We start from the raw sequence: 19,680 nt of genomic DNA on the forward strand, positions 1-19,680 counted from the left end.
CACGTGAAAGCTCGGGCCCGTCGTACTCCCCAACCCCCACCGAAGGAATTCACCGCCATGAAGTGGAAGACACGACTCGGCGCCGGGGTCACCGCCCTGGCCGCCGTGCTGGGCGTCGTCAGCGTGCCGACGGCCACCGCCGCGCCCGCCACGGCGCTCGCCGCGCCGGACATCTCGCTGGCCAACATCAAGACCCACCTCAACCAGCTGCAGACCATCGCGAACAACAACGGCGGCACGCGCTCGCCGCGCGGCGGCGGCTATGCGGCGTCGGTGTCCTATGTGGAAAACCTGCTCAAGAACGCCGGGTACACGACGACGCGCCAGACGTGCACCAGCTGCATCGGGCAGTCGCAGAACCTGATCGCCGAGTGGCCGCAGGGCGACGCGAGCCAGGTCATCATGCTCGGCGCCCACCTCGACTCCGTCAGCGCGGGCCCCGGCATCAACGACAACGGCTCCGGCAGCGCGTCGATCCTCGAGGTCGCCCTGACGCTGGCCCGCACCAACCCGGCGATGGCCAAGCGCGTCCGGTTCGGCTGGTGGGCCGACGAGGAGTCCGGCCTGGTCGGCTCCAAGTACTACGTCAACAACCTGCCGAGCACCGAGCGCACGAAGATCAAGACCTACCTCAACTTCGACATGATCGGCTCCAAGAACTGGGGCTACTTCGTCTACGACGACGTCGCGTCGATCAAGGCGGTCTTCGACGAGTACTTCTCCTCGATCGGCATCCCGACCGAGGGCGACAGCGAAGGCGACGGCCGCTCCGACCACGCGTCGTTCAAGAGCGCGGGCATCCCGGTCGGCGGCCTGGCGACCGGCGCCGGGGACATCAAGAGCTCGTCGCAAGCGCAGAAGTGGGGCGGCACCGCGGGTTCGCCGTTCGACAACTGCTACCACCGCGCCTGCGACACGATCTCGAACATCCCGGACGCGCCGCTGGAGAAGAACTCCGACGCGATCGGGTACGCGCTCTGGAAGCTGGCCGTCGCCGCGCCGCAGGGCAACGACTTCTCCGTGTCGCTCAACCCGACGGCCGGGACCGTCCAACCCGGACAGTCGCTGCAGGTCGCCGTCGGCACCGCGACGACGTCCGGGAGCGCGCAGTCGATCTCGCTGTCGGCGTCCGGGCTGCCCGCGGGCGCGACGGCGTCGTTCAGCCCGGCGACCATGCAGTCCGGCGGCTCTTCGACGCTGACCATCACGACGTCGGCTTCGACCCCGACCGGCACGTTCCCGGTCACGGTGACCGCAGACGGCGTGAACGTCGACCACACGGCGTCGTTCTCGCTGGGTGTCGGCAGCTCGTCGTGCGCGCCGGTGACGAACTCGACGCGCCTCGACATCCCGGACTACCCGGGTGCCGCGGTGAGCAGCACGGCGAACGTCGGCGGGTGCGCGCGCAACGCGTCCGGCACCACGAAGGTCGAGGTGCACATCACCCACACCTACCGCGGTGACCTGGTCATCGACCTCGTCGCCCCGGACGGCACGGCGTACCGGCTGAAGAACTCCAGCAGCGACTCGACGCCGAACCTCGACACGACGTACACCGTCAACGCCTCTTCGGAGGCGGCGAACGGGGCCTGGCAGCTGCGCATCCGCGACGTCGGCCCGGCCGACACGGGCTACCTGTCCGCCTGGACCCTCACCGTCTGACCTGCGGGGGGCGGCACTTTCCCTACGAAAGCGCCGCCCCCGAGCTTTCACGTGAAAGCTCGGGTTGTCTAGACCACCCGTTCGTAGGTAGGCAACGGTTTCCGCGGCGCTTATGTTGGGCGGACACGCCGCGTTCGCCCTCAACGACGATGGGAGCCGGTATGTCCGGTCGCAGAACCCGCCTGTTCGGAACCCTTCTGGCGGCGGTCTTGGCCGTCCCGCTGCTCGTGTCGGCCCCCGCGCAGGGGGCGGTGCAGGCCGACACGTGCGCGGTGAAGTCGCGGCCCGCGGGCAAGGTCCTCCAGGGCTACTGGGAGAACTGGGACGGCGCCGCGAACGGCGTCCACCCCGGCCTCGGCTGGATCCCGATCACCGACAGCCGCATGGCCCAGCACGGCTACAACGTCATCAACGCCGCCTTCCCGGTGATCCGCTCCGACGGCACCGTGCTGTGGGAGGACGGGATGGACGCCGGGGTCAAGGTGTCCACGCCGACGGAGATGTGCGCGGCGAAGGCCGCGGGCGCGACGATCCTGATGTCCATCGGCGGCGCGGCCGCCGGGATCGACCTCTCGTCGTCGGCGGTGGCCGACAAGTTCGTCGCCACGGTCGTGCCGATCCTGAAGAAGTACAACTTCGACGGGATCGACATCGACATCGAGACCGGCCTGACGAACAGCGGCAACATCAAGACGCTGTCGACGTCTCAGGCCAACCTGATCCGCATCATCGACGGCGTGCTCGCGCAGATGCCGTCGAACTTCGGGCTGACGATGGCGCCCGAGACCGCGTACGTCACCGGCGGCAGCATCACCTACGGCTCGATCTGGGGCGCGTACCTGCCGATCATCAAGAAGTACGCGGACAACGGCCGCCTGTGGTGGCTGAACATGCAGTACTACAACGGATCCATGTACGGCTGCGCCGGTGATTCGTACCAGGCCGGGACCGTGCAGGGCTTCACCGTGCAGACGCAGTGCCTGAACAACGGCCTGGTCGTGCAGGGCACGACGATCCGGGTGCCCTACGACAAGCAGGTCCCTGGCCTGCCCGCCCAGCCCGGCGCGGGTGGCGGGTACATGTCGCCGAGCCTGGTTTCGCAGGCGTGGCGGTCGATTCCGGGCCTCAAGGGCCTGATGGACTGGTCGATCAACTGGGACGGCTCGAAGGGCTGGACCTTCGGCGACAACGTCAAGTCTCTCCAGGGCCGCTGAAGATGTCGTGAGTGGCAATTCGGGTTAGAACCCTAATTGCCACTCACGAGTCGCCCGCCGGGATCGGGTCGTCGTACTCGCCCGGCGGGCCTTCGTACGCGCGGCCGTTCGGGAACGGCCACGGGTTCGGGACGCAGCCGTGCAGCCCGAGCGTCTGCTGCTCCATCACCGGCGCCGGTTTGCCGGGGCCCGGGCACAGTTCGTGGCCCTGGCCGAGCCGGTGCCCGGTTTCGTGCGTGACCATGTACTGGCGGTAGACGTCGAGCGGCGCGCCGTAGTTCGGGACGGCGTGGGCCCAGCGGGCGACGTTGAGCACGACGTTGCTGCCGTTGCGGCAGGACGTGTAGCCGTCGGCGGTGCCGCCGCACAGCTTGTCGCGGCTGGCCGGGGTCGCGAGGTAGATCGTGAAGTCGGCGGGCTGATCGGGCCCGACGTGCTGCAGCCGCCACTGGCCGCCGGCGGTCCACCCGCGGCGGTCGCCGAGGATGCCGCGGATCTGCCGCGCAAAGTCGGCGGGCCCGACGCCGTCGATGTCGGTCTCGATGGCGATCCGGTAGCGCATCAGGCGGCCTTGCGTCCCGGCGACGTCGTCGCTGCCGGGGGTGAACATCCACTGCCCGGACCCGGTCCGCGGGAAGGTGATGGCGACCTCGACGGGCACGGTCTGGGTGACGGGCTCGCGTTCGGCGGGCGGCGGCGGGACGGAGGTGGCGTCCCCGATGGCGGTGACGACGGTCCCGGCGGCGGGCGCGGCGACGGGCTGCCTTTCACACGCGGTGAGAGCCGCGGCCACCGCCATGGCGAGCACGGCGGCGGCCGCGGCCCGTCTCGCGGTTTTCGGCATGGGTCCTCCCAGAGCGCGGCTTCACCGGGAGATACGGACGGGGACGGCGAAAAGTTGCGGTGACACCTCGCGACCGTGCGTCACCGCAGCTCAGAGCCGCGAGTGTGACGACGGCCACAACGCCCCAATGTGGCCTTCGGTGCGTCAGACGCACCCAAGGCGGCCTTCGGTGCGTCAGACGCAACCAAGGCCGCCTTGGGGCGCTGGGGGCTCAGCCCAGGAACTTGCGCAGGACCTCGGTCACCTGGCGGATCTCCGCCGTCCGGACGTTCTCCTGCCGCGTGTGCGCCAGCGTCGGGTTGCCCGGCCCGAAGTTGACCGCGGGCATGCCCAGCGCCGCGAAGCGCGCGACGTCCGTCCAGCCCAGCTTCGCCGCCGCGCGGCCGCCCGCCGCCTCGACCAGCTCTGCCGCCGCCGGGGCCGACAAGCCCGGCAGCGCGCCCGGCGAAAGGTCCACAACGGACAGTTCGTACCCGTCGAACACCTCGCGCAGGTGGCGTTCCGCCGCTTCCGGCGAGCGGTCGGGCGCGAACCGGTGGTTCACCGTCAGCACCGCCGAATCCGGGACCACGTTGCCCGCCACCCCGCCGCTGATCGACGTCGCCTGCAGGCCCTCGCGGTAGGTCAGGCCGTCGATGTCGACGATCCGCGGTGTGTACTCCGCCAGCCGCCGCAACGGCTCGGCCAGCGCGTGGATCGCGTTCTCCCCCATCCACGCCCGTGCCGTGTGCGCGCGCTTGCCCGCCAGCCGCAGCTCGACGCGCATCGTGCCCTGGCAGCCCGCCTCGATCACGGCGTTCGACGGCTCGCCGACGATCGCCAGGTCGCCGGCCAGCCACTCCGGCAGCTCGCGCTCGATCCGGCCGAGGCCGTTCTTGACCGCTTCGACCTCTTCGTTGTCGTAGAAGACGAACGTGACGTCGTGCTTGGGCTCCGGCAGCGTCGCGGCGAGGTGCAGGAAAACCGCGTCGCCGCCCTTCATGTCGACCGTGCCGAGGCCGTGCAGCACCTCGTCCTCGCCGGAGCCTTCGCGCCGGGACGGGAAATTGCCGTTTTCCGGCACGGTGTCCAGGTGGCCGGCGAGCACCACCCGCGACGCGCGGCCGAGGTTCGTGCGGGCCAGCACGGCGTCGCCGTTGCGGACGACCTCGAGGTGCGGCGCCTGCGCGCGAAGCGCTTCCTGCACCGCCGTCGCGATTTCGGCCTCCGAGCCGGACACGCTGAAGGTGTCCACGAGCGCGGCGGTCAGGTCGACGGGATCGGCGTGCAGGTCGAGGCTCATGCCCGGCACGCTACCGTGAGGGTGTGCGTAGGTTCGGAGTCGCAGTGGGCGGCGCGGTGCTGGTCCTGGTCCTGTCCGGCTGCGGCAACGAGGCGGGCCCGACACCCAAGCAGGGCGGCGAGCCCGGCCCCGACGCGCTCCCGACCAAGCTGGACGCCCTGACCGTCGACCAGTGCTTCGCGAGCCCGCAGACCCAGCTGCCGAAGGGCTGTGAGAAGTACGTCACGGAGGTCGGCAACGTCCCCGGCGCGGCCCGCAAGCGCGCGGACGACCGCGACCCGCAGCTGGTCGCCGAAGCGGACAAGCTCGAGCAGGCGGTCAAGTCCTTCCGCGGCGCGAGCTGCACGACCGTCCCCACCGCCGGCGGGCCGTGCACGCAGGCGCTCGTCGACATCGCCGCCGCCCTTTCCGGCCTGAAGAAGCAGGTGGACGCGCGGCCCACGAGTGGTTGATCCGCGTCACACACCGTCTTTTCCGGGGGTCCAGGGGGCTTGCCCCCGGCTGGGGTCCGGGGCTCGGCCCCGGAAAACAGGGACTACCGTGTCGGGCGTGAGCGAGCAGAGCCCGAACCCCGAAACGACCGGCGCCAGCGGCGTCGGGCTGGCCACCGTCACGACCGACGGGACGGTCCTCGACACCTGGTACCCGCACCCGAAGCTGACCGAAGGCGGCACGCCCGGCACCGAGCGGCTCACCGCCGAAGAGGCCGCGGAGCTGCTCGGCGAGGCGGCCGCGGGCCTGCTCGGCCCGGACACCGACCGCGGGGTCGAGGTCGTCGCCGTGCGCACGACGATCGGCAAGCTGGCCGACGCGCCGGCCGACACGCACGACATGTACCTGCGGCTGCACCTGCTCTCGCACCGGCTGGTCCGCCCGCACGGCCAGAACCTCGACGGCATGTTCGGCCTGCTGGCCAACGTCGTGTGGACCAACCACGGCCCGTGCCCGGTCGAGGGCTTCGAGACGACGCGGCTGCGGCTGCGGGCGCGCGGCCCGGTGACCGTCTACAGCGTCGACAAGTTCCCGCGGATGGTCGACTACGTCATGCCGTCGGGCGTCCGCATCGGCGACGCCGACCGCGTCCGGCTCGGCGCGCACCTGGCGTCCGGCACGACGGTGATGCACGAAGGCTTCGTCAACTTCAACGCCGGCACGCTCGGCGCGTCGATGGTCGAGGGCCGCATCTCGGCCGGCGTCGTGGTCGGCGACGGCTCGGACGTCGGCGGCGGCGCGTCGATCATGGGCACGCTCTCCGGCGGCGGCAAAGAGACGATCTCGCTGGGCGAGCGCTGCCTGATCGGCGCGAACGGCGGCGTCGGGATCTCGCTGGGCGACGACACGGTCGTCGAGGCCGGGCTGTACGTCACCGCGGGCACGAAGGTCGTCGTCGAGGGCAAGGTCGTGAAGGCCCGCGAGCTGAACGGCATCTCGGGCGCGGTGTTCCGGCGCAACTCCGCGACCGGCGCGGTCGAGGTCGTGCCGCGGACCGGCTCCGGCGTCGAGCTGAACGCGATGCTGCACGCGAACGATTGAGTGACCTCGTTCACCTAGAATTCATGGTGTGACCACCGAATCGCTGCCGCGTACCCCGGTGGAGTCGGCCTGCCGGAGCTTCCCGATCGAGGCGGGCCCGGCCGATCCGGCGGTCCACCACGTCCGGGCCAAGCTCGACCGCGAGATCCGGGCCCTGCTCGCGCACGAGCCCGGCACCCGCTCCGGCGCCGACCCCGAGGACCTGCACCAGATGCGCGTCGCCCTGCGGCGGATGCGCAGCGTGCTCAAGCTCTCCGGCACGCTGGTCGGGGACGGCGCCGAGCCGGTGCGCGCGGAGCTGGGCTGGCTCGGGCAGTCGCTGGGCGAGGTGCGCGACTACGACGTCCTGATCGGGCACCTGCGCGAGGTCATCGCCGAGTTCGAGGTGCGCGACCAGGCCGCGGGACGCCGTCTGGTGTCGAAATTCGTCACCGAGCGGGCGGCGGCCAAGGGGCGGCTGACGCGGGCGCTGTCGAGCGTCCGCTACTCGGCATTGCTGCGCGAAGTCAGCCTGCTCACGCAGGAGACGTCGCCCGGCGCCGCGGACCGGCCGCACGACCTGATCGGCGGGCTGGCCAAGCCGCACCGCAAGCTCGCCAAAGCCGTGCGCGCGCTGCCCGCCGACCCGCCCGACGACGACCTGCACGCCCTGCGCATCCACGGCAAGAAGCTGCGGTACGCCGCCGAGCTGGCGTTGACGTCGGCGAAGAAGAAGCGCGCGGCGCGGATCAAGACGTTGATCAAGGCGACGAAGGACTTCCAGACCGTGCTGGGCGACCACCAGGACGCGGTGATCGCGGCCGAGCGGATGCGCACGGTGCTGGACACCGCCGACGCCGCGGTCGGGTTCGTCGCCGGGCGGATCGCCGAGCGCGAGCTGGCCCGCCGCGCCGAGGCCCGCGCCGCCTGGCGCGGCTCCTGGGCGGCGGTCGACGCGGCCGCCCGCGCCCTCCACGCCTGACCCCGTCGTGAGTGTTTAGGGCGGTTCTAACCGCCCTAAACACTCACGAGGCGGCGCGGGAGATCGACCACACGTAGTTGTCCGGGCGGATCAGGACTCGCGTGCCCGGCTGGACGTCGTAGGCCTCGTACGCGTGGCCGCCCTCGTCGACCAGGTCCGGGCCCGTCGCGACGCTCCCCGCGGGCAGGATCCGGTAGCCCGTCGTCTCGCCGTCGCCGAAGAGCAGCTCCGTCGCGTGCGGGCCGCGGAACAGCTCGAACAGGCGGACCCGCTTGCCGTTCGCGTCGACCAGCGGCGCGTCCGGGGCGCGGTCGCCCGGACGCAGGGCGCCCGTGCCCGCCGGGGACAGCGGGCCGCCGCGGTAGGTGATGTCCAGCTGCTGGGTGTCCTCGCCGCGGCGGTGGGCGTCGTCGTCGCCGTCGATGTACTTCCGCAGCAGCTCCGACGTGACCCCGAGGACTCGCGCCGCGACCGTCCGCCGCTCGGGCTCGTAGCTGTCGAGCAGCTCCGGCGAGCCGTCGGCCAGCTTCCAGCCGAGGTTGTAGCCGTCCTGGATGCCCGTGTTGAGGCCCTGGCCGCCGGTCGGCGGGTGCGCGTGCGCCGCGTCGCCGGCCAGGAAGACGCGGCCGTCGCGGAAGCGCGCGGCCAGGCGGGTGTTCGGCCGCCAGACCGTCGACCAGGCCAGGCCGGACAGCTTGACGGTGCCGCCGCTCAGCGCGTCGAGCCGGGCCTGGACCGCGGGCAGCGCCGTCTCGACGTCCACCTCGCCCTCGGCGAGCGACGCGCCGAACTGGAAGAGCGGCGTCCCCGGCAGCGGGCTGAACATCATCCCGCTCATCGGCTCGTCCTTCCCCGCGAACCAGTGGCCGTACGCGCGGTCGAGGCCGTCGGCGCGGACGTCGCCGAGCAGCATCCGGATCGACTCGTCGGTGCTGCCCTCGAACGCGATCCCCAGCGCCTTGCGCACGAAGCTCTTGCCGCCGTCGGCGCCGACGAGGTACTCGGCGCGGACGGTCTCGCCGGTGCTCAGCGTGGCCGTCACGCCGTCGGCGTCCTGCTCGAAGCCGGTGAGCGCGGTGGCGAGCTCGACGCGCACGCCGAACTCGGCCAGCCGGTCGCGCAGGATGCCCTCGGTCTGCGACTGGCCGAGGAACCAGCCCGTCGGGTACGGCTTCGACGGCGTCGGGTCGACCAGGTCGAACATCATCCGCTCGTCGACGACTTCGCCGTCGAGGTGGATCTTCATCGGCACCGGCGGGCCGCCCGCGGCCAGCACCGCGTCGAGCACGCCGAGGTCCTCGAAGACCTCCAGCGTGCGCGGTTGCATGCCGTCGCCGCGCGAGCCGACGAAGTACGTCTCGGCCTTGTCGATGATCCGCACCGGGACGTCGCGGCGCGCCAGCTCGATGGCCAGCGTCAGCCCGGTCGGTCCCGCCCCCGCGATCAGCACCCGTGTGTCCATGTCGTCCTCCCGGTGAATTGAAATTCAGTGAATCTGGATTCAGAATGGCGCTGCTAGCTTCTCGTGTCAAGGGAGGTGCCGATGACGGCGACGAACCGCAAGGAGAAGGCCGCCGAGACGGAGAGCGCGCTCAAGGCGGCGGCGAAGCGCGTGTTCGCGCGCAAGGGCTACCTCAACACGAAGATCACGGACATCACGGCCGAGGCCGGCCGGGCCGCGGGGTCGTTCTACAACCACTTCGCGGGCAAGGAAGAGCTGCTCGAAGCGCTCCTGGCCGACATCGCGGCCTCAGGCGACGAGAGCGCCGAGCGCGAGGACCACCTGTCCGACTTCACCGACCCGGCGGCCGTGCGCTGGCACGTGAAGCAGTACTGGGACTTCTACCGGGAGAACGCGGCGACGATGCTGGCCCTGCGCCAGGCGGCGATGGTGAGCGACTCGTTCGCGCGCACGGTCGCCCAGTTCGGCGCGTCCCAGGCGGCCGACCTCGACGACCACCTGGCGCACATCACCCGCGCCGGGCTCCGCCTCCCGTCGACGCCCGGCCGCTGCGCGATGCTGATGTACAGCATGGTCGACTCGTTCGCGGCGACGTGGCTGCACGGCGCCCCGCAGGGCTGGACCCCGCCGACCGACGAGGAAGCCGTCGAGCTGCTCACCCGGTTCGTGTACCGCGGGTTGACTGGGCGGGACTACTGACCGGCGATGTCCAATAGTGTGCGAAGGTGACCGATGCCATCGAGCCGCGCCCGAGTCTGCCGGCCGTTCTGGGCGGCGTGGTCGTCCTCGCGACGACCGGAGCACCGCAGTCCATCTCGTACCTGCTGCGGGTCGGGATCGACACGCCCCGCCACGCGGGGACGCAGCTCGCGGTAGGGCTCTGCGGGGCCGTGGCGATCGCGGTTTGCCTGTTCGCGGCACGGTTCTGGCGGTGGTTGCTCCCGGCCGGGGCGGTCGGGGTGTTCGCGGCCGCGTTGGCGCACCTACCGGTGCTGCGGGAAGTGACGGTCCGGGTGCCGGGCGAGGACGCGCCCGTCCCGGACGTGGTCGCGCACCCGGTGGCGGCGTGCGTGCTGAGCGCGGCATCCGGGGTGCTGCTGGTGGGGTTGCTCGCGGCGGCCCGGTCGGGAATGGTCGTCGGAGTGGTCGCGGTGGCGGCCTACTACGGGGTCGCGCTGGTCGGGCCGCTGCTCGACGCCGGAGCCGCGGTGCGCTTGGCGGTGACCGGGGTGGCGGCGCTGCTCACGGGCGCGGCCTTGGTGGGGCGGGGCGCGCCGGCCGGGCAGACCTTGCCTGCCTGGCAGATCCCGCCCGCCGACCACGGCTCACACGCCTCGCCCGCCGCGAAGAACCCGCCGGGTTGGCCAGGCTCGGCGGCCGGGCCGGCGTGGTCGCCCGAGGAAAGCCCGCACGGCCCGAACTCGCCCACCGACCAGACCTCGACGACCGGACACACATGGTCGCCCGAGCAAGCCCCGCACGGCCCGAACTCGCCCACCGACCAGACCTCGACGACCGGACACACATGGTCGCCCGAGCAAGCCCCGCACGGCCCGAACTCGCCCACCGACCAGACCTCGACGCGCTCCGGGCCCGTCACGGCCGCCACCCACTCGGCTACCAGGCGAGTCTGGCCCGCCGCCGTCGTGGTCTTCCTCCCCTTGATCCCGACCGCCTTCGTCGCCGTCCTCGGCCGGCAGCTCCTCGGCACCACGACCGGCGGCCTCGTGGGCGTCCTCCTGGTCGTAGCGAGCCTCGCCGCCGCCGGGAGCCGGGACCGGCTCTTCGCCGTCGCTGCCAGTGCGCTCGTTCTCGCCGCCCCCGCGACCGTCCTCGTCTTCGCGCACTCTTCGCTCGCCGCCGGGCGGCCGGGGTACCTGTGGGTCGTGGCCCTCGTCGGCATCTTCAGCGGGACCGCCGCCAGGCACCTTCCCTGGGCCGCCCGGGCAGCCGTCCTCGCCGCCCTTCCGATGGCCGCGGTCGGCCTTCAGCTCGGCGGGGACAGCCAGACCATCCAGGGACTCCTGTCCGGGGCGCTGCTGATCTTCGCCTTGGGCGCGGTGGCGGCCGTGACGAGCGCGGCCGCCCCGCGCGGAGAACTCCCGGCGTTCGCCGCCCTGGTCACCACGGCGGCCGTCGGGTTCGGGTTCGCCGCGGGGCTCTTCACGCGGCGGACGTCGGGCCCGCTCGACCCGTCCGCCCCGCTCGTGTCGGCCGGGTACTTCCTCGTCGCCGCCGCGCTGCTCGCGATCCTCGGGAAGCGGCTCAGCGAGGAGCCGTGAGCCGCTCGACAGCGGCGTCCACCCGCTCGTCCGTCGCCGTCAGGGCCACTCGGACGTGCTTGCCGCCCTTCGGGCCGTAGAACGTTCCCGGGGCCACCAGGATCCCGCGCTCGGCCAGCCAGCCGACCGTCGCCGACGCGTCCTCGTCCCTCGTCGCCCAGAGGTACAGGCCCGCCTCGGAGTGGTCGATGCGGAACCCGTTGTCCTGCAACGCTTTCCACAACGCCAGCCGACGCCGGGCGTAACGCTCGCGCTGGGCCGTCAACGCCTCGTCGTCGGTCAGCGCCGCGACCATCGCCTCCTGGACCGGACGCGGCACGATCATGCCCGCGTGCTTGCGGACCTCGAGCAGCCGCTTGATCAGGACCGGGTCACCGGTCAGGAACCCGGCCCGGTAGCTGGCCAGGTTCGCCGACTTCGAGAGCGAGTGCACCGCGATCAGGCCGTCCATCCGGCCGTCGCAGACGTCCGGGTGCAGCACCGACAGCGGGTCCGTCTCCCAGCCGAGCGCCAGGTAGCACTCGTCGGAGACCACCACGACGTCGCGTTCGCGCGCCCACTCGACCACCTTGCGCAGGTGCTCGACCGGCAGCACCTTGCCCGTCGGGTTGGACGGCGAGTTCAGCCAGAGCATCGCCGGCCGCTGGGGGCCGAGCGCCGTCAGGCCGTCCGACCGCAGGATCGACGCGCCCGCCAGGAGCGCGCCGACCTCGTACGTCGGGTACGCCAGCTCCGGGATGACGACCAGGTCGCCGTCGCCGAAGCCGAGCAGCCGCGGCAGCCAGGCCACGGCTTCCTTCGAACCGATCGTCGGCAGCACCGCGTCCGGCTCGATGTCCTCGACACCGTGCCGCCGCGAAAGCGCCGCGCGCGCGGCTTCGCGCAGCGCGGGGATGCCGTGCGTGGTCGGGTACCCGGGGATGTCCGACACCGACGCCAGCGCGGCGCGGATGCCTTCGGGGACCGGGTCGACCGGCGTGCCGATGGAGAGGTCGACCACCCCGCCGGGATGCGCCTGCGCCGTGGCCTTGACCTCGGCGAGCGAATCCCAGGGGAAGTCGGGCAGCGCGATCCGGCTCATTCGCCCTGCGGGGGCAGCGCCTTGACGAAGGCGGGGTCGTTGGCCGTCTTGCCGACCTTCGACGCGCCGCCGGGCGAGCCCAGCTCGTCGAAGAAGTCGACGTTGGCCTTGGTGTAGTCCGACCAGTTGTCCGGGACGTCGTCCTCGTAGTAGATCGCCTCGACCGGGCAGACCGGCTCGCAGGCGCCGCAGTCGACGCACTCGTCCGGGTGGATGTACAGCATCCGCTCGCCCTCGTAGATGCAGTCCACGGGGCACTCGTCGATACACGCCTTGTCGAGCACGTCGACGCAGGGCTCGGCGATCACGTAGGTCACTGCGCACTCCTGCTTTTCTCTGCAAACAGCCAGTCGGTGCCGACACTACGCGGTTCGGCCACCCGTTCGGTTGGTGAGGCAAGCCTTAGCCATACCCGAGGTATGGCCGTTCTCACCTCTGCCGACGGCGCGCGGGCGGGGTCGCCCGCGCGTCACCGGTGATGACGAAGCGGGGCTTGGGTGCCTCGTCCTCGTCCTTCTTCTCCCCCACGGCGCGGTTGAACCCCTCGGAGATCTCGTCGACGAGCTTCTCGTTGTGCCGCTCGTCCTTGCGCTGGATGCCCACGGCCACCTCCCGGAAATAGCTCCGCGCCTCATCGAGGCCTCGGTCACAATCTAGCTGTGAACGCACCCGAAGCGCTCGAAGTCGTCTGCAGCAGAGCATGGCCGCCGCTGGTCGAAGAGTTCTCGAAGGACTGGCGACTGCGCTGGGCAGACGGCTTCACCGGGCGCGCGAACAGCGCGCTCGCGGTCGGCGACCCCGGCCGCCCGCTGCCCGAGGCGCTGCGCGCGGTGTGTGACTTCGCCCACGATCGGGGGATCCCGCCGATGGTGCAGGTGGTCCGCGACAGCCCGAACGAGCACGCGATCGCCGCTCAGGGGTGGGTCCCGGCGACCGGCCACGGCGCGGGCCACGAGGTCGTCGTCCTCACGACGCGGCACTTTCACGTGAAAGTGCCGCCCCCAGGCGTGAAAGTGCTGGACGAGCCCACGCCCGGCTGGTGGGAGCTGGTGCTCGGCTCGGACCCGGACGGCGCAGGCGCGCGGCTGGTCCTGACCGGCGGGAAGGTCGGCTACGGCGTCGTGGTCGACGGCGAGGGCACCGCAGCGGCCGTCCGCGGTGCGCTGGTGGACGGCTGGCTGCACGTCGGACGGCTCGCCGTCGCGCCGGAGTACCGGCGTCGCGGCCTGGCGTCCGCGCTGATGGGCGCGCTGCACGCCTGGGGCCAGGAACACGGGGCCGACCGGGCGGTGTTGCAGGTGGCGGAGGGGAACTCGGGCGCGCTCGCGCTCTACGCGGGGCTCGGCTACGCCCCGCACCACAGATACCGGTACTGGGTGCCCGCACCCGGCTCGTGCGAGGATTCGACGTCGTGAAGATCGTGGTAGTGGTCGGCGGAGTGGGCGGGGCCCGCTTCCTGCTGGGTGTCAAGGCAGCGCTGGGCATGGCACCGGAAGGTGCTTCGGAGTCCGAGCATGAGGTGACGGCGCTGGTCAACACCGGCGACGACGTCTGGATGCACGGCCTGCGGATCTGTCCCGACCTGGACACCTGCATGTACACCCTGGGCGGCGGGATCGACTCCGAACGCGGCTGGGGGCACTCGGGTGAGACCTGGGTCGTCAAGGAGGAGTTGGCCGCCTACGGCGCCGAGCCGACCTGGTTCGGCCTCGGCGACAAGGACATCGCCACCCACCTCATCCGGTCGCGGATGCTGCGCGCGGGCTACCCGCTCTCGGCCGTGACCGAGGCCCTGTGCGACCGCTGGCAGCCCGGCGTCCGGCTGCTGCCGATGTCCGACGACCGCGTCGAGACGCACGTCGTCATCGACGACCCGGAGCAGGACGGCCAGCAGAAGGCCGTGCACTTCCAGGAGTGGTGGGTGCGCTACCGCGCCGAGCCGAAGGCGCATTCGATCGTCGCGGTCGGCAACGACGAGGCCAAGCCCGCCCCGGGCGTGCTGGAGGCGATCAAGGACGCCGACGCCGTGCTGTTCGCGCCGTCGAACCCGGTCGTCTCGGTCGGCACCGTGCTGGGGGTGCCGGGCGTCCGGGACGCGCTGCGCAAGACGTCCGCGGGCGTCGTCGGGGTGTCGCCGATCATCGGCGGCAAGGCCCTGCGCGGGATGGCCGACGCGTGCCTGACCGCGATCGGCGTCGAGACGTCGGCCGAGGCGGTGGGCCGCCACTACGGGTCCCGCAAGGCCGACGGCGTGCTCGACGGCTGGCTGATCGCCGAGGGCGAGACGGCGGACGTGCCGGGCGTGACCGTCCGCGACGTCCCGCTGCTGATGTCCGATGTGGACGCGACCGCGGCGATGGCCCGCGCCGCCCTCGACCTCGCGGGAGCCCCCGTTGCATGACCACGCTTCGCCGAAGCTCGAGATCCTGCCCGTCACCGGGCTGCCGGAGTTCCGCCCCGGCGACGACCTGACCGGCGCGATCGTCAAGGCGGCCCCCTGGCTGCGCTCGGGTGACGTCCTGGTCGTGACCAGCAAGATCGTCTCCAAGGCCGAAGGCAGGCTCGTCAAGGTGCCCGCCGACCCCGAGGTCCGCGACGCCGAGCGCCGGAAGCTGGTCGAGCAGGAGGCCGTCCGGGTGGTCGCGCGGATCGCGCGGACGGTCATCACCGAGAACCACCTGGGGATCGTGCAGGCGGCGTCCGGCATCGACGCGTCGAACGTCGAGGGCGACGAGGTCGCGCTGCTGCCCGCCGACCCGGACGCGTCCGCGCTGGCCCTGCGCAACGGCCTGCGCGAGCGGCTCGGCGTCGAGGTCGCCGTGGTCGTCACCGACACGATGGGCCGCGCGTGGCGGGTCGGGCAGACCGACGCCGCGATCGGCGCGTCCGGCCTGCGCGTGCTGCACGCCTACCGCGGCGAGGTAGACGGGCAGGGCAACGAGCTGGCCGTCACCGAGGTCGCCGTCGCCGACGAGCTGGCCGCGGCCGCCGACCTGGTCAAGGGCAAGCTCGGCGGCACGCCGGTGGCCGTCGTGCGCGGACTCGACATCTTCGACGACGGCTCGACGGCGCGGAGCCTCGTCCGCCCGCTCGACGAGGACCTGTTCCGGCTGGGCACCAACGAAGCCATCGCGCAGGGCCGCCGCGAAGCCGTCCCGGCGCGGCGCTCGGTGCGGCAGTTCGCGGACGAGCCGGTGGACCCGGACGCACTGCGTCGCGCGGTGGCCGCCGCGCTGACCGCGCCCGCGCCGCACCACACGCACCCGGTGCGGTTCGTCTGGCTGCGCGACTCCGGCGTGCGGAAGAAGCTCCTCGACGCGATGCGCGAGGCGTGGCAGGCCGACCTGGCGGGCGACGAGTTCACCGCCGAGCAGATCGCGAAGCGGCTCAGCCGCGGTGACATCCTTTACCGGGCCCCGGAAGTCGTCGTCCCGTTCCTGGTCCCGGACGGCGCGCACACCTACCGCGACGCCCGCCGCAACGACTGTGAGAAGACAATGTTCACCGTCGCCGGCGGCGCCGCGGTGCAGGGCCTGCTGGTCGCGCTGGCGGCCGAAGGGCTGGGCTCGTGCTGGATCGGGTCGACGATCTTCGCCGCCGACCTCGTCCGGGACGTCCTCGGCCTCGACGAACGCTGGCAGCCGCTCGGCTCGGTCGCGATCGGCGTGCCGCTCGAAACGCCGCCCGCCCGTGAGCTGGGCACGCCCGGGGAAGGGCTGCTGGAGCTGTGAGCCTGCACGAAGACGCCGTCGCGACGCTTTCGTCGTGGCGGCCCGCGGTGGGGTCCCAGGAATCGCTGCGGCAGGCGTTCCTCGGGTTCCTCGCCGCGCGCGAGGACAGCTGTCAGCGGTCGTGCGCGGCCGGGCACCTGACGGCGTCGGCGGTGGTGCTGGACCACACCGGGACGCGGGTGCTGCTCACGCTGCACCCGCGTGTCGGCCGCTGGCTGCAGCTCGGCGGCCACTGCGAGCCGTCCGACGTCTCGCTGGCCGCGGCCGCGCTGCGGGAGGCCACCGAGGAGTCCGGCATCGACGGCCTGCGGATCTCCGCGGAGCCGGTGCACCTGGACGTCCACCCGATCACGTGCTCGCTCGGCGTGCCGACGCGGCATTTCGACGTCCGCTACGCCGTGCACGCCCCGCCGGGCGCATCGCCGGTGCGCAGCGAGGAGTCCGACGACCTGCGGTGGTGGCCGGTCGACGCGCTGCCCGAGGGCTCCGAAGATCTCGCCGATCCGGTGAAAGCGGCCATTCCTGTCGGTGCCGGGCACTAGCCTGGGTCGCGGACAGGGAGGGACCACATGGCTACGCAGTTCCCCGAGCGGGTGCACTACCACTCCGGCGGTGGCGGCGACACCGGCGTGTTCGGCTACATCGTGCTCGGGCTGATCGTGCTGGGCATCATCGTGTTCGTCATCGCGGTGATCGTCCGGGTGTCGAAGATGCGCCGCGAAGAGGCGATGAAGAACGGCGGGCAGTTCCCGCAGGCGAACTTCCCGCCGCCGCAGAACTTCCCGCCACCGCAGCAGGGATTCGCGCCACCACCGCCGTCGCCGCAGGCCGGGTTCCCGCAGCAGGGTTTCCCGCCGCAGCAAGGGTTTCCGCAGCAGCCGGGGTACCCGCCGCCGCAGCAGCCGTACCCGGCTCCGGCGCCGTACCCGCAGCAGACGCTGCCCGGTCCGGGAGCGGGTCCGCAGAGCTGGTGATCGTCCCCTTCGACAGCAGCTCGCCGGTGCCGCCGTTCGAGCAGGTCCGGTCCGGGCTCGCGACGCGGATCAATGACCGGAGCCTGGCCGTCGGCACGAAGCTGCCGACGGTCCGCCAGCTCGCGGCCGACCTCGGCATCGCCCCGAACACGGTCGCGCGCGCCTACCGCGAGCTGGAGGAGGCGGGGCTGATCGAGACGCGCGGGCGGGCAGGCAGCTTCGTGGCGGCGTCGGGCGACCAGAGCCGCCGCCGTGCCCAGCAGGCCGCCGCGGAGTACGCGAAGACGACTCGTAAGCTCGGCCTCGACGACGCCGAAGCGCTGGCGATCGTCCGCGCGGCACTCGACGAGGGGAAGAGCTGATGGTGAGCGTGCTCATGCTGCTGATCATCCTGGTGGTGATCGCGGCGATCGTCGGTGTCGTGCTGCTCGTGGTCAATTCGAGCAAGCCCAAGCAGCCGCCGTACCCGCCGCAGTACCCGGGGTACCAGCAACCGGGATACCCGCCGCAGCAAGGCTTCCCGGGCCAGCAGCCGCCGGGCTACCCGCCACAGCAGCCGCCCTACCCCGGCCAGCAGCCGCCCTACCCGCCACCGGGATATCCCCCACAGCAGTAGCCGAAGTCCTCACATGGCGCGGTAGTCGCGCAGTTCGATGCGGGGGCCGAAGCGCGGGCGCTTGTGCCCCGCCCGCTCCAGGTACCGGACGGTTCGCTGCCGCTGCGGCGCGTACGGTGCCAGCACCTCGGCCATCCCCGCGTCGTCGAGTTTCACGCCCAGCACGGCGTTCCCGACCATCGACGGGATGTTGTAGTCGCCGAAGCTGACCGCGTCCGGGTCGCCCCAGGCGCGCTGCGCGATCTCCGCCGCCGTCCACACGCCGATGCCCGGCACCTGGCGCAGCCAGTGCCGTCCCGCGAGCCCGCCCAGCTCCACCGCCTTCTCCAGGTGGTGGGCGACGCGGGCGGCGTTGAGCAACGTCGTCCGGCGCTTGATGTCGACGCCCGCGCGGTGCCAGTGCCAATCCGGCAGGGACCGCAGGGCCACCGGCGTCGGCGGCACGCGCAGCCGCTCGGGCCCCGGGCCGGGCGCCCGCGCGCCGAAGCGGCGGCACAGCTCGGCCCACGACCGGATCGCCTCCTTGCCGGCCACCTTCTGCTCCAGCACGGCCAGCACCAGCCAGTCCCACACCACGCCGGTCGCGCCGAGCCGCAGGCCGGGGTTCTCGCGCCGGGCCCGCGCGACGACGTCGTGGTGCGCGACGAACGCGGAGTCGTCGTCGTTCGCGCCGAGCAGCGCCGGGACGCCGTCGAGCAGCCGGTCCTTGCCCTCACCCCAGGCCGCGGCCTCGATGCGGCCGTCGGAAAGGCGGCGCAGCGCCAGCGTGCCGGGCCCGTCGGGCGTGTTCGACGCGAGCCAGGTGATGCCGCGTTCGTCGGTGAGGATGTTGAGCGACCCGCGGCCGCGCTTCAGCGGTCCCAGGACCGAGCCCAGGTCGACTTCGTACGCGGGACGCCAGAACATCGGGCTACGCGTCGCTCGAGAAGCGGACGGAACCGTCGGGGAGCACGGTGTCGGGCCACACGCGGGCGCCGTCGAGCAGCTCGCACCCGGCACCGACGGACACGCCATCGCCCAGCACGACGCCGCGCAGCACCGCACCCGCGCCGACGCGCGCGCCGTGCCCGAGCACCGAGCGCTCGACGATCGCGCCCTCGGAGACGGCCGCGCCGTCGAAGAGCACCGAGCCGTCGATCTTCGCGCCCGAGCCGACCACCGCGGCGACGCCGATGGTCGAACCACCGGAGAGCTGGGCGTCCTCGGCGACGGACGCGCCGTCCAGGACCAGGAAGTCGCCGGGACGGCCGGGCAGCGCCGACGTCGGCGCCACACCGCGCACGAGGTCGGCGGAGCCGCGCACGAACGCTTCCGGCGTGCCGACGTCGAGCCAGTAGGAGGCGTCGACGAAGCCCTGGATGTGCGCGCCCTGCTCCAGCAGCTGCGGGAACGTCTCGCGCTCGACCGACACGCGGCGCCCGGCCGGGATGGCCTCGATCACCGGGCGGCGGAAGACGTAGCAGCCGGCGTTGATCTGGTCGGTCGGCGGGTTCGGCGTCTTCTCCAGGAACGCCTCCACGCGGCCGGTCTCGTCGGTCGGCACCGACCCGAACCGGCTCGGGTCCGGCACGCGCTGCAGGTGCAGCGTGACGTCCGCCTCGCTTTCGCGGTGCACGCGCAGCTGCTCGCCGACGTCGGCGCCGGAGAGGATGTCGCCGTTGAAGACGATCACGTGCTCGGCGCGCAGCTTGTCGTGGACGTTCCGGATGGCCCCGGCCGTGTCGAGCGGCTCCTCCTCGACGACGTACTCGAGGTCCAGACCGATCGACTTGCCGTCGCCGAAGTACTCCTCGAACACCTCCGCACGGTAGCTCGTGCCCAGCACGACGTGCCGGATCCCGGCTTCGCGGATGCGCGAGAACAGGTGGCTCAGGAACGGTGTCCCGGCCGTCGGGAGCATCGGCTTCGGCGCCGACAGGGTCAATGGCCGGAGGCGGGTGCCCTTGCCCCCGACCAGCACGACGGCGTCGACTGCGTCGGCTCGGACCTCGGACGTCACGGAAATCTCCTCTTGTATCACGCACCGCTGAGCGACAAG

General features: G+C 72.2%; 22 protein-coding genes. 14 read left to right on the forward strand and 8 right to left on the reverse strand.

All coding sequences use genetic code 11. From position 1 onward, the window contains the following. Positions 1–57 precede the first annotated feature (57 nt). Together QP939_RS07365 and QP939_RS07370 are read left to right on the forward strand one after the other, a co-directional pair. A complete protein-coding gene (locus QP939_RS07365) occupies positions 58–1,662 on the forward strand; it encodes a M28 family metallopeptidase (protein ID WP_285455827.1) in 1,605 nt (534 codons plus the stop codon). 161 nt (positions 1,663–1,823) lie between these two features. Continuing rightward, entirely contained in the window at positions 1,824–2,876 is a 1,053-nt protein-coding gene (locus tag QP939_RS07370; protein ID WP_285455828.1) for a chitinase, read from the forward strand. Between the two features lie 43 nt (positions 2,877–2,919). Here the strand turns inward: QP939_RS07370 and QP939_RS07375 are convergent, their stop codons facing one another. Together QP939_RS07375 and dapE are read right to left on the reverse strand one after the other, a co-directional pair. Next, a complete protein-coding gene (locus QP939_RS07375) occupies positions 2,920–3,720 on the reverse strand; it encodes a DUF3152 domain-containing protein (protein WP_285455829.1) in 801 nt (266 codons plus the stop codon). A 211-nt stretch (positions 3,721–3,931) separates the two neighbouring features. Further along, positions 3,932–5,002 carry a succinyl-diaminopimelate desuccinylase gene (gene dapE / locus QP939_RS07380; protein ID WP_285455831.1) on the reverse strand — a complete coding sequence of 357 codons (1,071 nt, stop codon included), beginning with the start codon at positions 5,000–5,002 and terminating at the stop codon, positions 3,932–3,934. A gap of 44 nt (positions 5,003–5,046) precedes the next feature. Between dapE and QP939_RS07385 the strand changes: the two genes are divergently transcribed. The 3 genes from QP939_RS07385 (at position 5,047) to QP939_RS07395 (ending at position 7,496) form a co-directional block, all read left to right on the forward strand. Further along, positions 5,047–5,454: a hypothetical protein gene (locus tag QP939_RS07385; RefSeq protein ID WP_285459686.1), complete on the forward strand. Its 408-nt coding sequence runs from the start codon at positions 5,047–5,049 to the stop codon at positions 5,452–5,454. A gap of 97 nt (positions 5,455–5,551) precedes the next feature. After that, positions 5,552–6,535: a 2,3,4,5-tetrahydropyridine-2,6-dicarboxylate N-succinyltransferase gene (dapD, locus tag QP939_RS07390; protein ID WP_285455832.1), complete on the forward strand. Its 984-nt coding sequence runs from the start codon at positions 5,552–5,554 to the stop codon at positions 6,533–6,535. Between the two features lie 28 nt (positions 6,536–6,563). Further along, a complete protein-coding gene (locus QP939_RS07395; RefSeq protein ID WP_285455833.1) occupies positions 6,564–7,496 on the forward strand; it encodes a CHAD domain-containing protein in 933 nt (310 codons plus the stop codon). A 43-nt stretch (positions 7,497–7,539) separates the two neighbouring features. Here QP939_RS07395 and QP939_RS07400 read toward each other — a convergent pair whose 3' ends face one another. Further along, positions 7,540–8,958, reverse strand: coding sequence for an FAD-dependent monooxygenase (locus QP939_RS07400; protein WP_285455834.1), 1,419 nt, complete (start codon positions 8,956–8,958; stop codon positions 7,540–7,542). An 81-nt stretch (positions 8,959–9,039) separates the two neighbouring features. On the opposite strand from QP939_RS07400, the gene QP939_RS07405 reads away from it, so the two are divergent. Both QP939_RS07405 and QP939_RS07410 read left to right on the forward strand, forming a co-directional pair. Further along, on the forward strand, positions 9,040–9,657 hold the full coding sequence (locus tag QP939_RS07405) for a TetR/AcrR family transcriptional regulator (RefSeq protein ID WP_285455835.1): 618 nt from the start codon (positions 9,040–9,042) through the stop codon (positions 9,655–9,657). Positions 9,658–9,683: 26 nt separating this feature from the next. Then, positions 9,684–11,240: a hypothetical protein gene (locus QP939_RS07410; RefSeq protein WP_285455836.1), complete on the forward strand. Its 1,557-nt coding sequence runs from the start codon at positions 9,684–9,686 to the stop codon at positions 11,238–11,240. On the opposite strand, the gene dapC is transcribed toward QP939_RS07410, so the two are convergent. The 3 genes from dapC to QP939_RS07425 form a co-directional block, all read right to left on the reverse strand. Beyond that, entirely contained in the window at positions 11,224–12,321 is a 1,098-nt protein-coding gene (gene dapC, locus QP939_RS07415) for a succinyldiaminopimelate transaminase (RefSeq protein WP_285455837.1), read from the reverse strand. The genes QP939_RS07410 and dapC overlap by 17 nt on opposite strands. Continuing rightward, positions 12,318–12,638: a ferredoxin gene (gene fdxA / locus QP939_RS07420; protein ID WP_285455838.1), complete on the reverse strand. Its 321-nt coding sequence runs from the start codon at positions 12,636–12,638 to the stop codon at positions 12,318–12,320. The genes dapC and fdxA overlap by 4 nt, the downstream gene beginning before the upstream one ends. Positions 12,639–12,750: 112 nt before the next feature. Beyond that, on the reverse strand, positions 12,751–12,924 hold the full coding sequence (locus QP939_RS07425; protein ID WP_285455839.1) for a hypothetical protein: 174 nt from the start codon (positions 12,922–12,924) through the stop codon (positions 12,751–12,753). Positions 12,925–12,980: 56 nt separating this feature from the next. Between QP939_RS07425 and QP939_RS07430 the strand changes: the two genes are divergently transcribed. Genes QP939_RS07430 through QP939_RS07460 form a run of 7 tightly spaced genes read left to right on the forward strand, consistent with a single transcriptional unit; the run spans position 12,981 to position 17,642 of the window. After that, positions 12,981–13,736: a GNAT family N-acetyltransferase gene (locus QP939_RS07430; protein ID WP_285455840.1), complete on the forward strand. Its 756-nt coding sequence runs from the start codon at positions 12,981–12,983 to the stop codon at positions 13,734–13,736. Then, entirely contained in the window at positions 13,733–14,722 is a 990-nt protein-coding gene (gene cofD / locus QP939_RS07435; RefSeq protein ID WP_285455841.1) for a 2-phospho-L-lactate transferase, read from the forward strand. Before QP939_RS07430 ends, cofD begins: the two co-directional genes overlap by 4 nt. Continuing rightward, positions 14,658–16,052, forward strand: a complete 1,395-nt coding sequence (locus QP939_RS07440) for a coenzyme F420-0:L-glutamate ligase (RefSeq protein WP_434219637.1) — start codon at positions 14,658–14,660, stop codon at positions 16,050–16,052. The genes cofD and QP939_RS07440 overlap by 65 nt, the downstream gene beginning before the upstream one ends. Further along, positions 16,049–16,594: an NUDIX hydrolase gene (locus tag QP939_RS07445; RefSeq protein WP_285455843.1), complete on the forward strand. Its 546-nt coding sequence runs from the start codon at positions 16,049–16,051 to the stop codon at positions 16,592–16,594. The genes QP939_RS07440 and QP939_RS07445 overlap by 4 nt, the downstream gene beginning before the upstream one ends. A 27-nt stretch (positions 16,595–16,621) precedes the next feature. Continuing rightward, entirely contained in the window at positions 16,622–17,026 is a 405-nt protein-coding gene (locus QP939_RS07450) for a hypothetical protein (RefSeq protein WP_285455844.1), read from the forward strand. Continuing rightward, the gene (locus tag QP939_RS07455) at positions 17,023–17,388 is read left to right on the forward strand and encodes a GntR family transcriptional regulator (protein WP_285455845.1); all 366 of its coding nucleotides are present in this window, start codon (positions 17,023–17,025) and stop codon (positions 17,386–17,388) included. Before QP939_RS07450 ends, QP939_RS07455 begins: the two co-directional genes overlap by 4 nt. Next, positions 17,388–17,642 (forward strand): hypothetical protein, encoded by a 255-nt coding sequence (locus QP939_RS07460; protein WP_285455846.1) that lies wholly within the window; start codon positions 17,388–17,390, stop codon positions 17,640–17,642. Before QP939_RS07455 ends, QP939_RS07460 begins: the two co-directional genes overlap by 1 nt. Before the next feature lie 9 nt (positions 17,643–17,651). Here the strand turns inward: QP939_RS07460 and QP939_RS07465 are convergent, their stop codons facing one another. Continuing rightward, positions 17,652–18,548: a DNA-3-methyladenine glycosylase family protein gene (locus QP939_RS07465; RefSeq protein ID WP_285455847.1), complete on the reverse strand. Its 897-nt coding sequence runs from the start codon at positions 18,546–18,548 to the stop codon at positions 17,652–17,654. A 4-nt stretch (positions 18,549–18,552) separates the two neighbouring features. Next, the gene (gene manB, locus QP939_RS07470) at positions 18,553–19,641 is read right to left on the reverse strand and encodes a mannose-1-phosphate guanylyltransferase (protein WP_285455848.1); all 1,089 of its coding nucleotides are present in this window, start codon (positions 19,639–19,641) and stop codon (positions 18,553–18,555) included. Between the last annotated feature and the right edge of the window lie 39 nt (positions 19,642–19,680).

The sequence above is a fragment of the Amycolatopsis nalaikhensis genome (assembly GCF_030264295.1).
Taxonomy (GTDB): domain Bacteria; phylum Actinomycetota; class Actinomycetes; order Mycobacteriales; family Pseudonocardiaceae; genus Amycolatopsis; species Amycolatopsis nalaikhensis.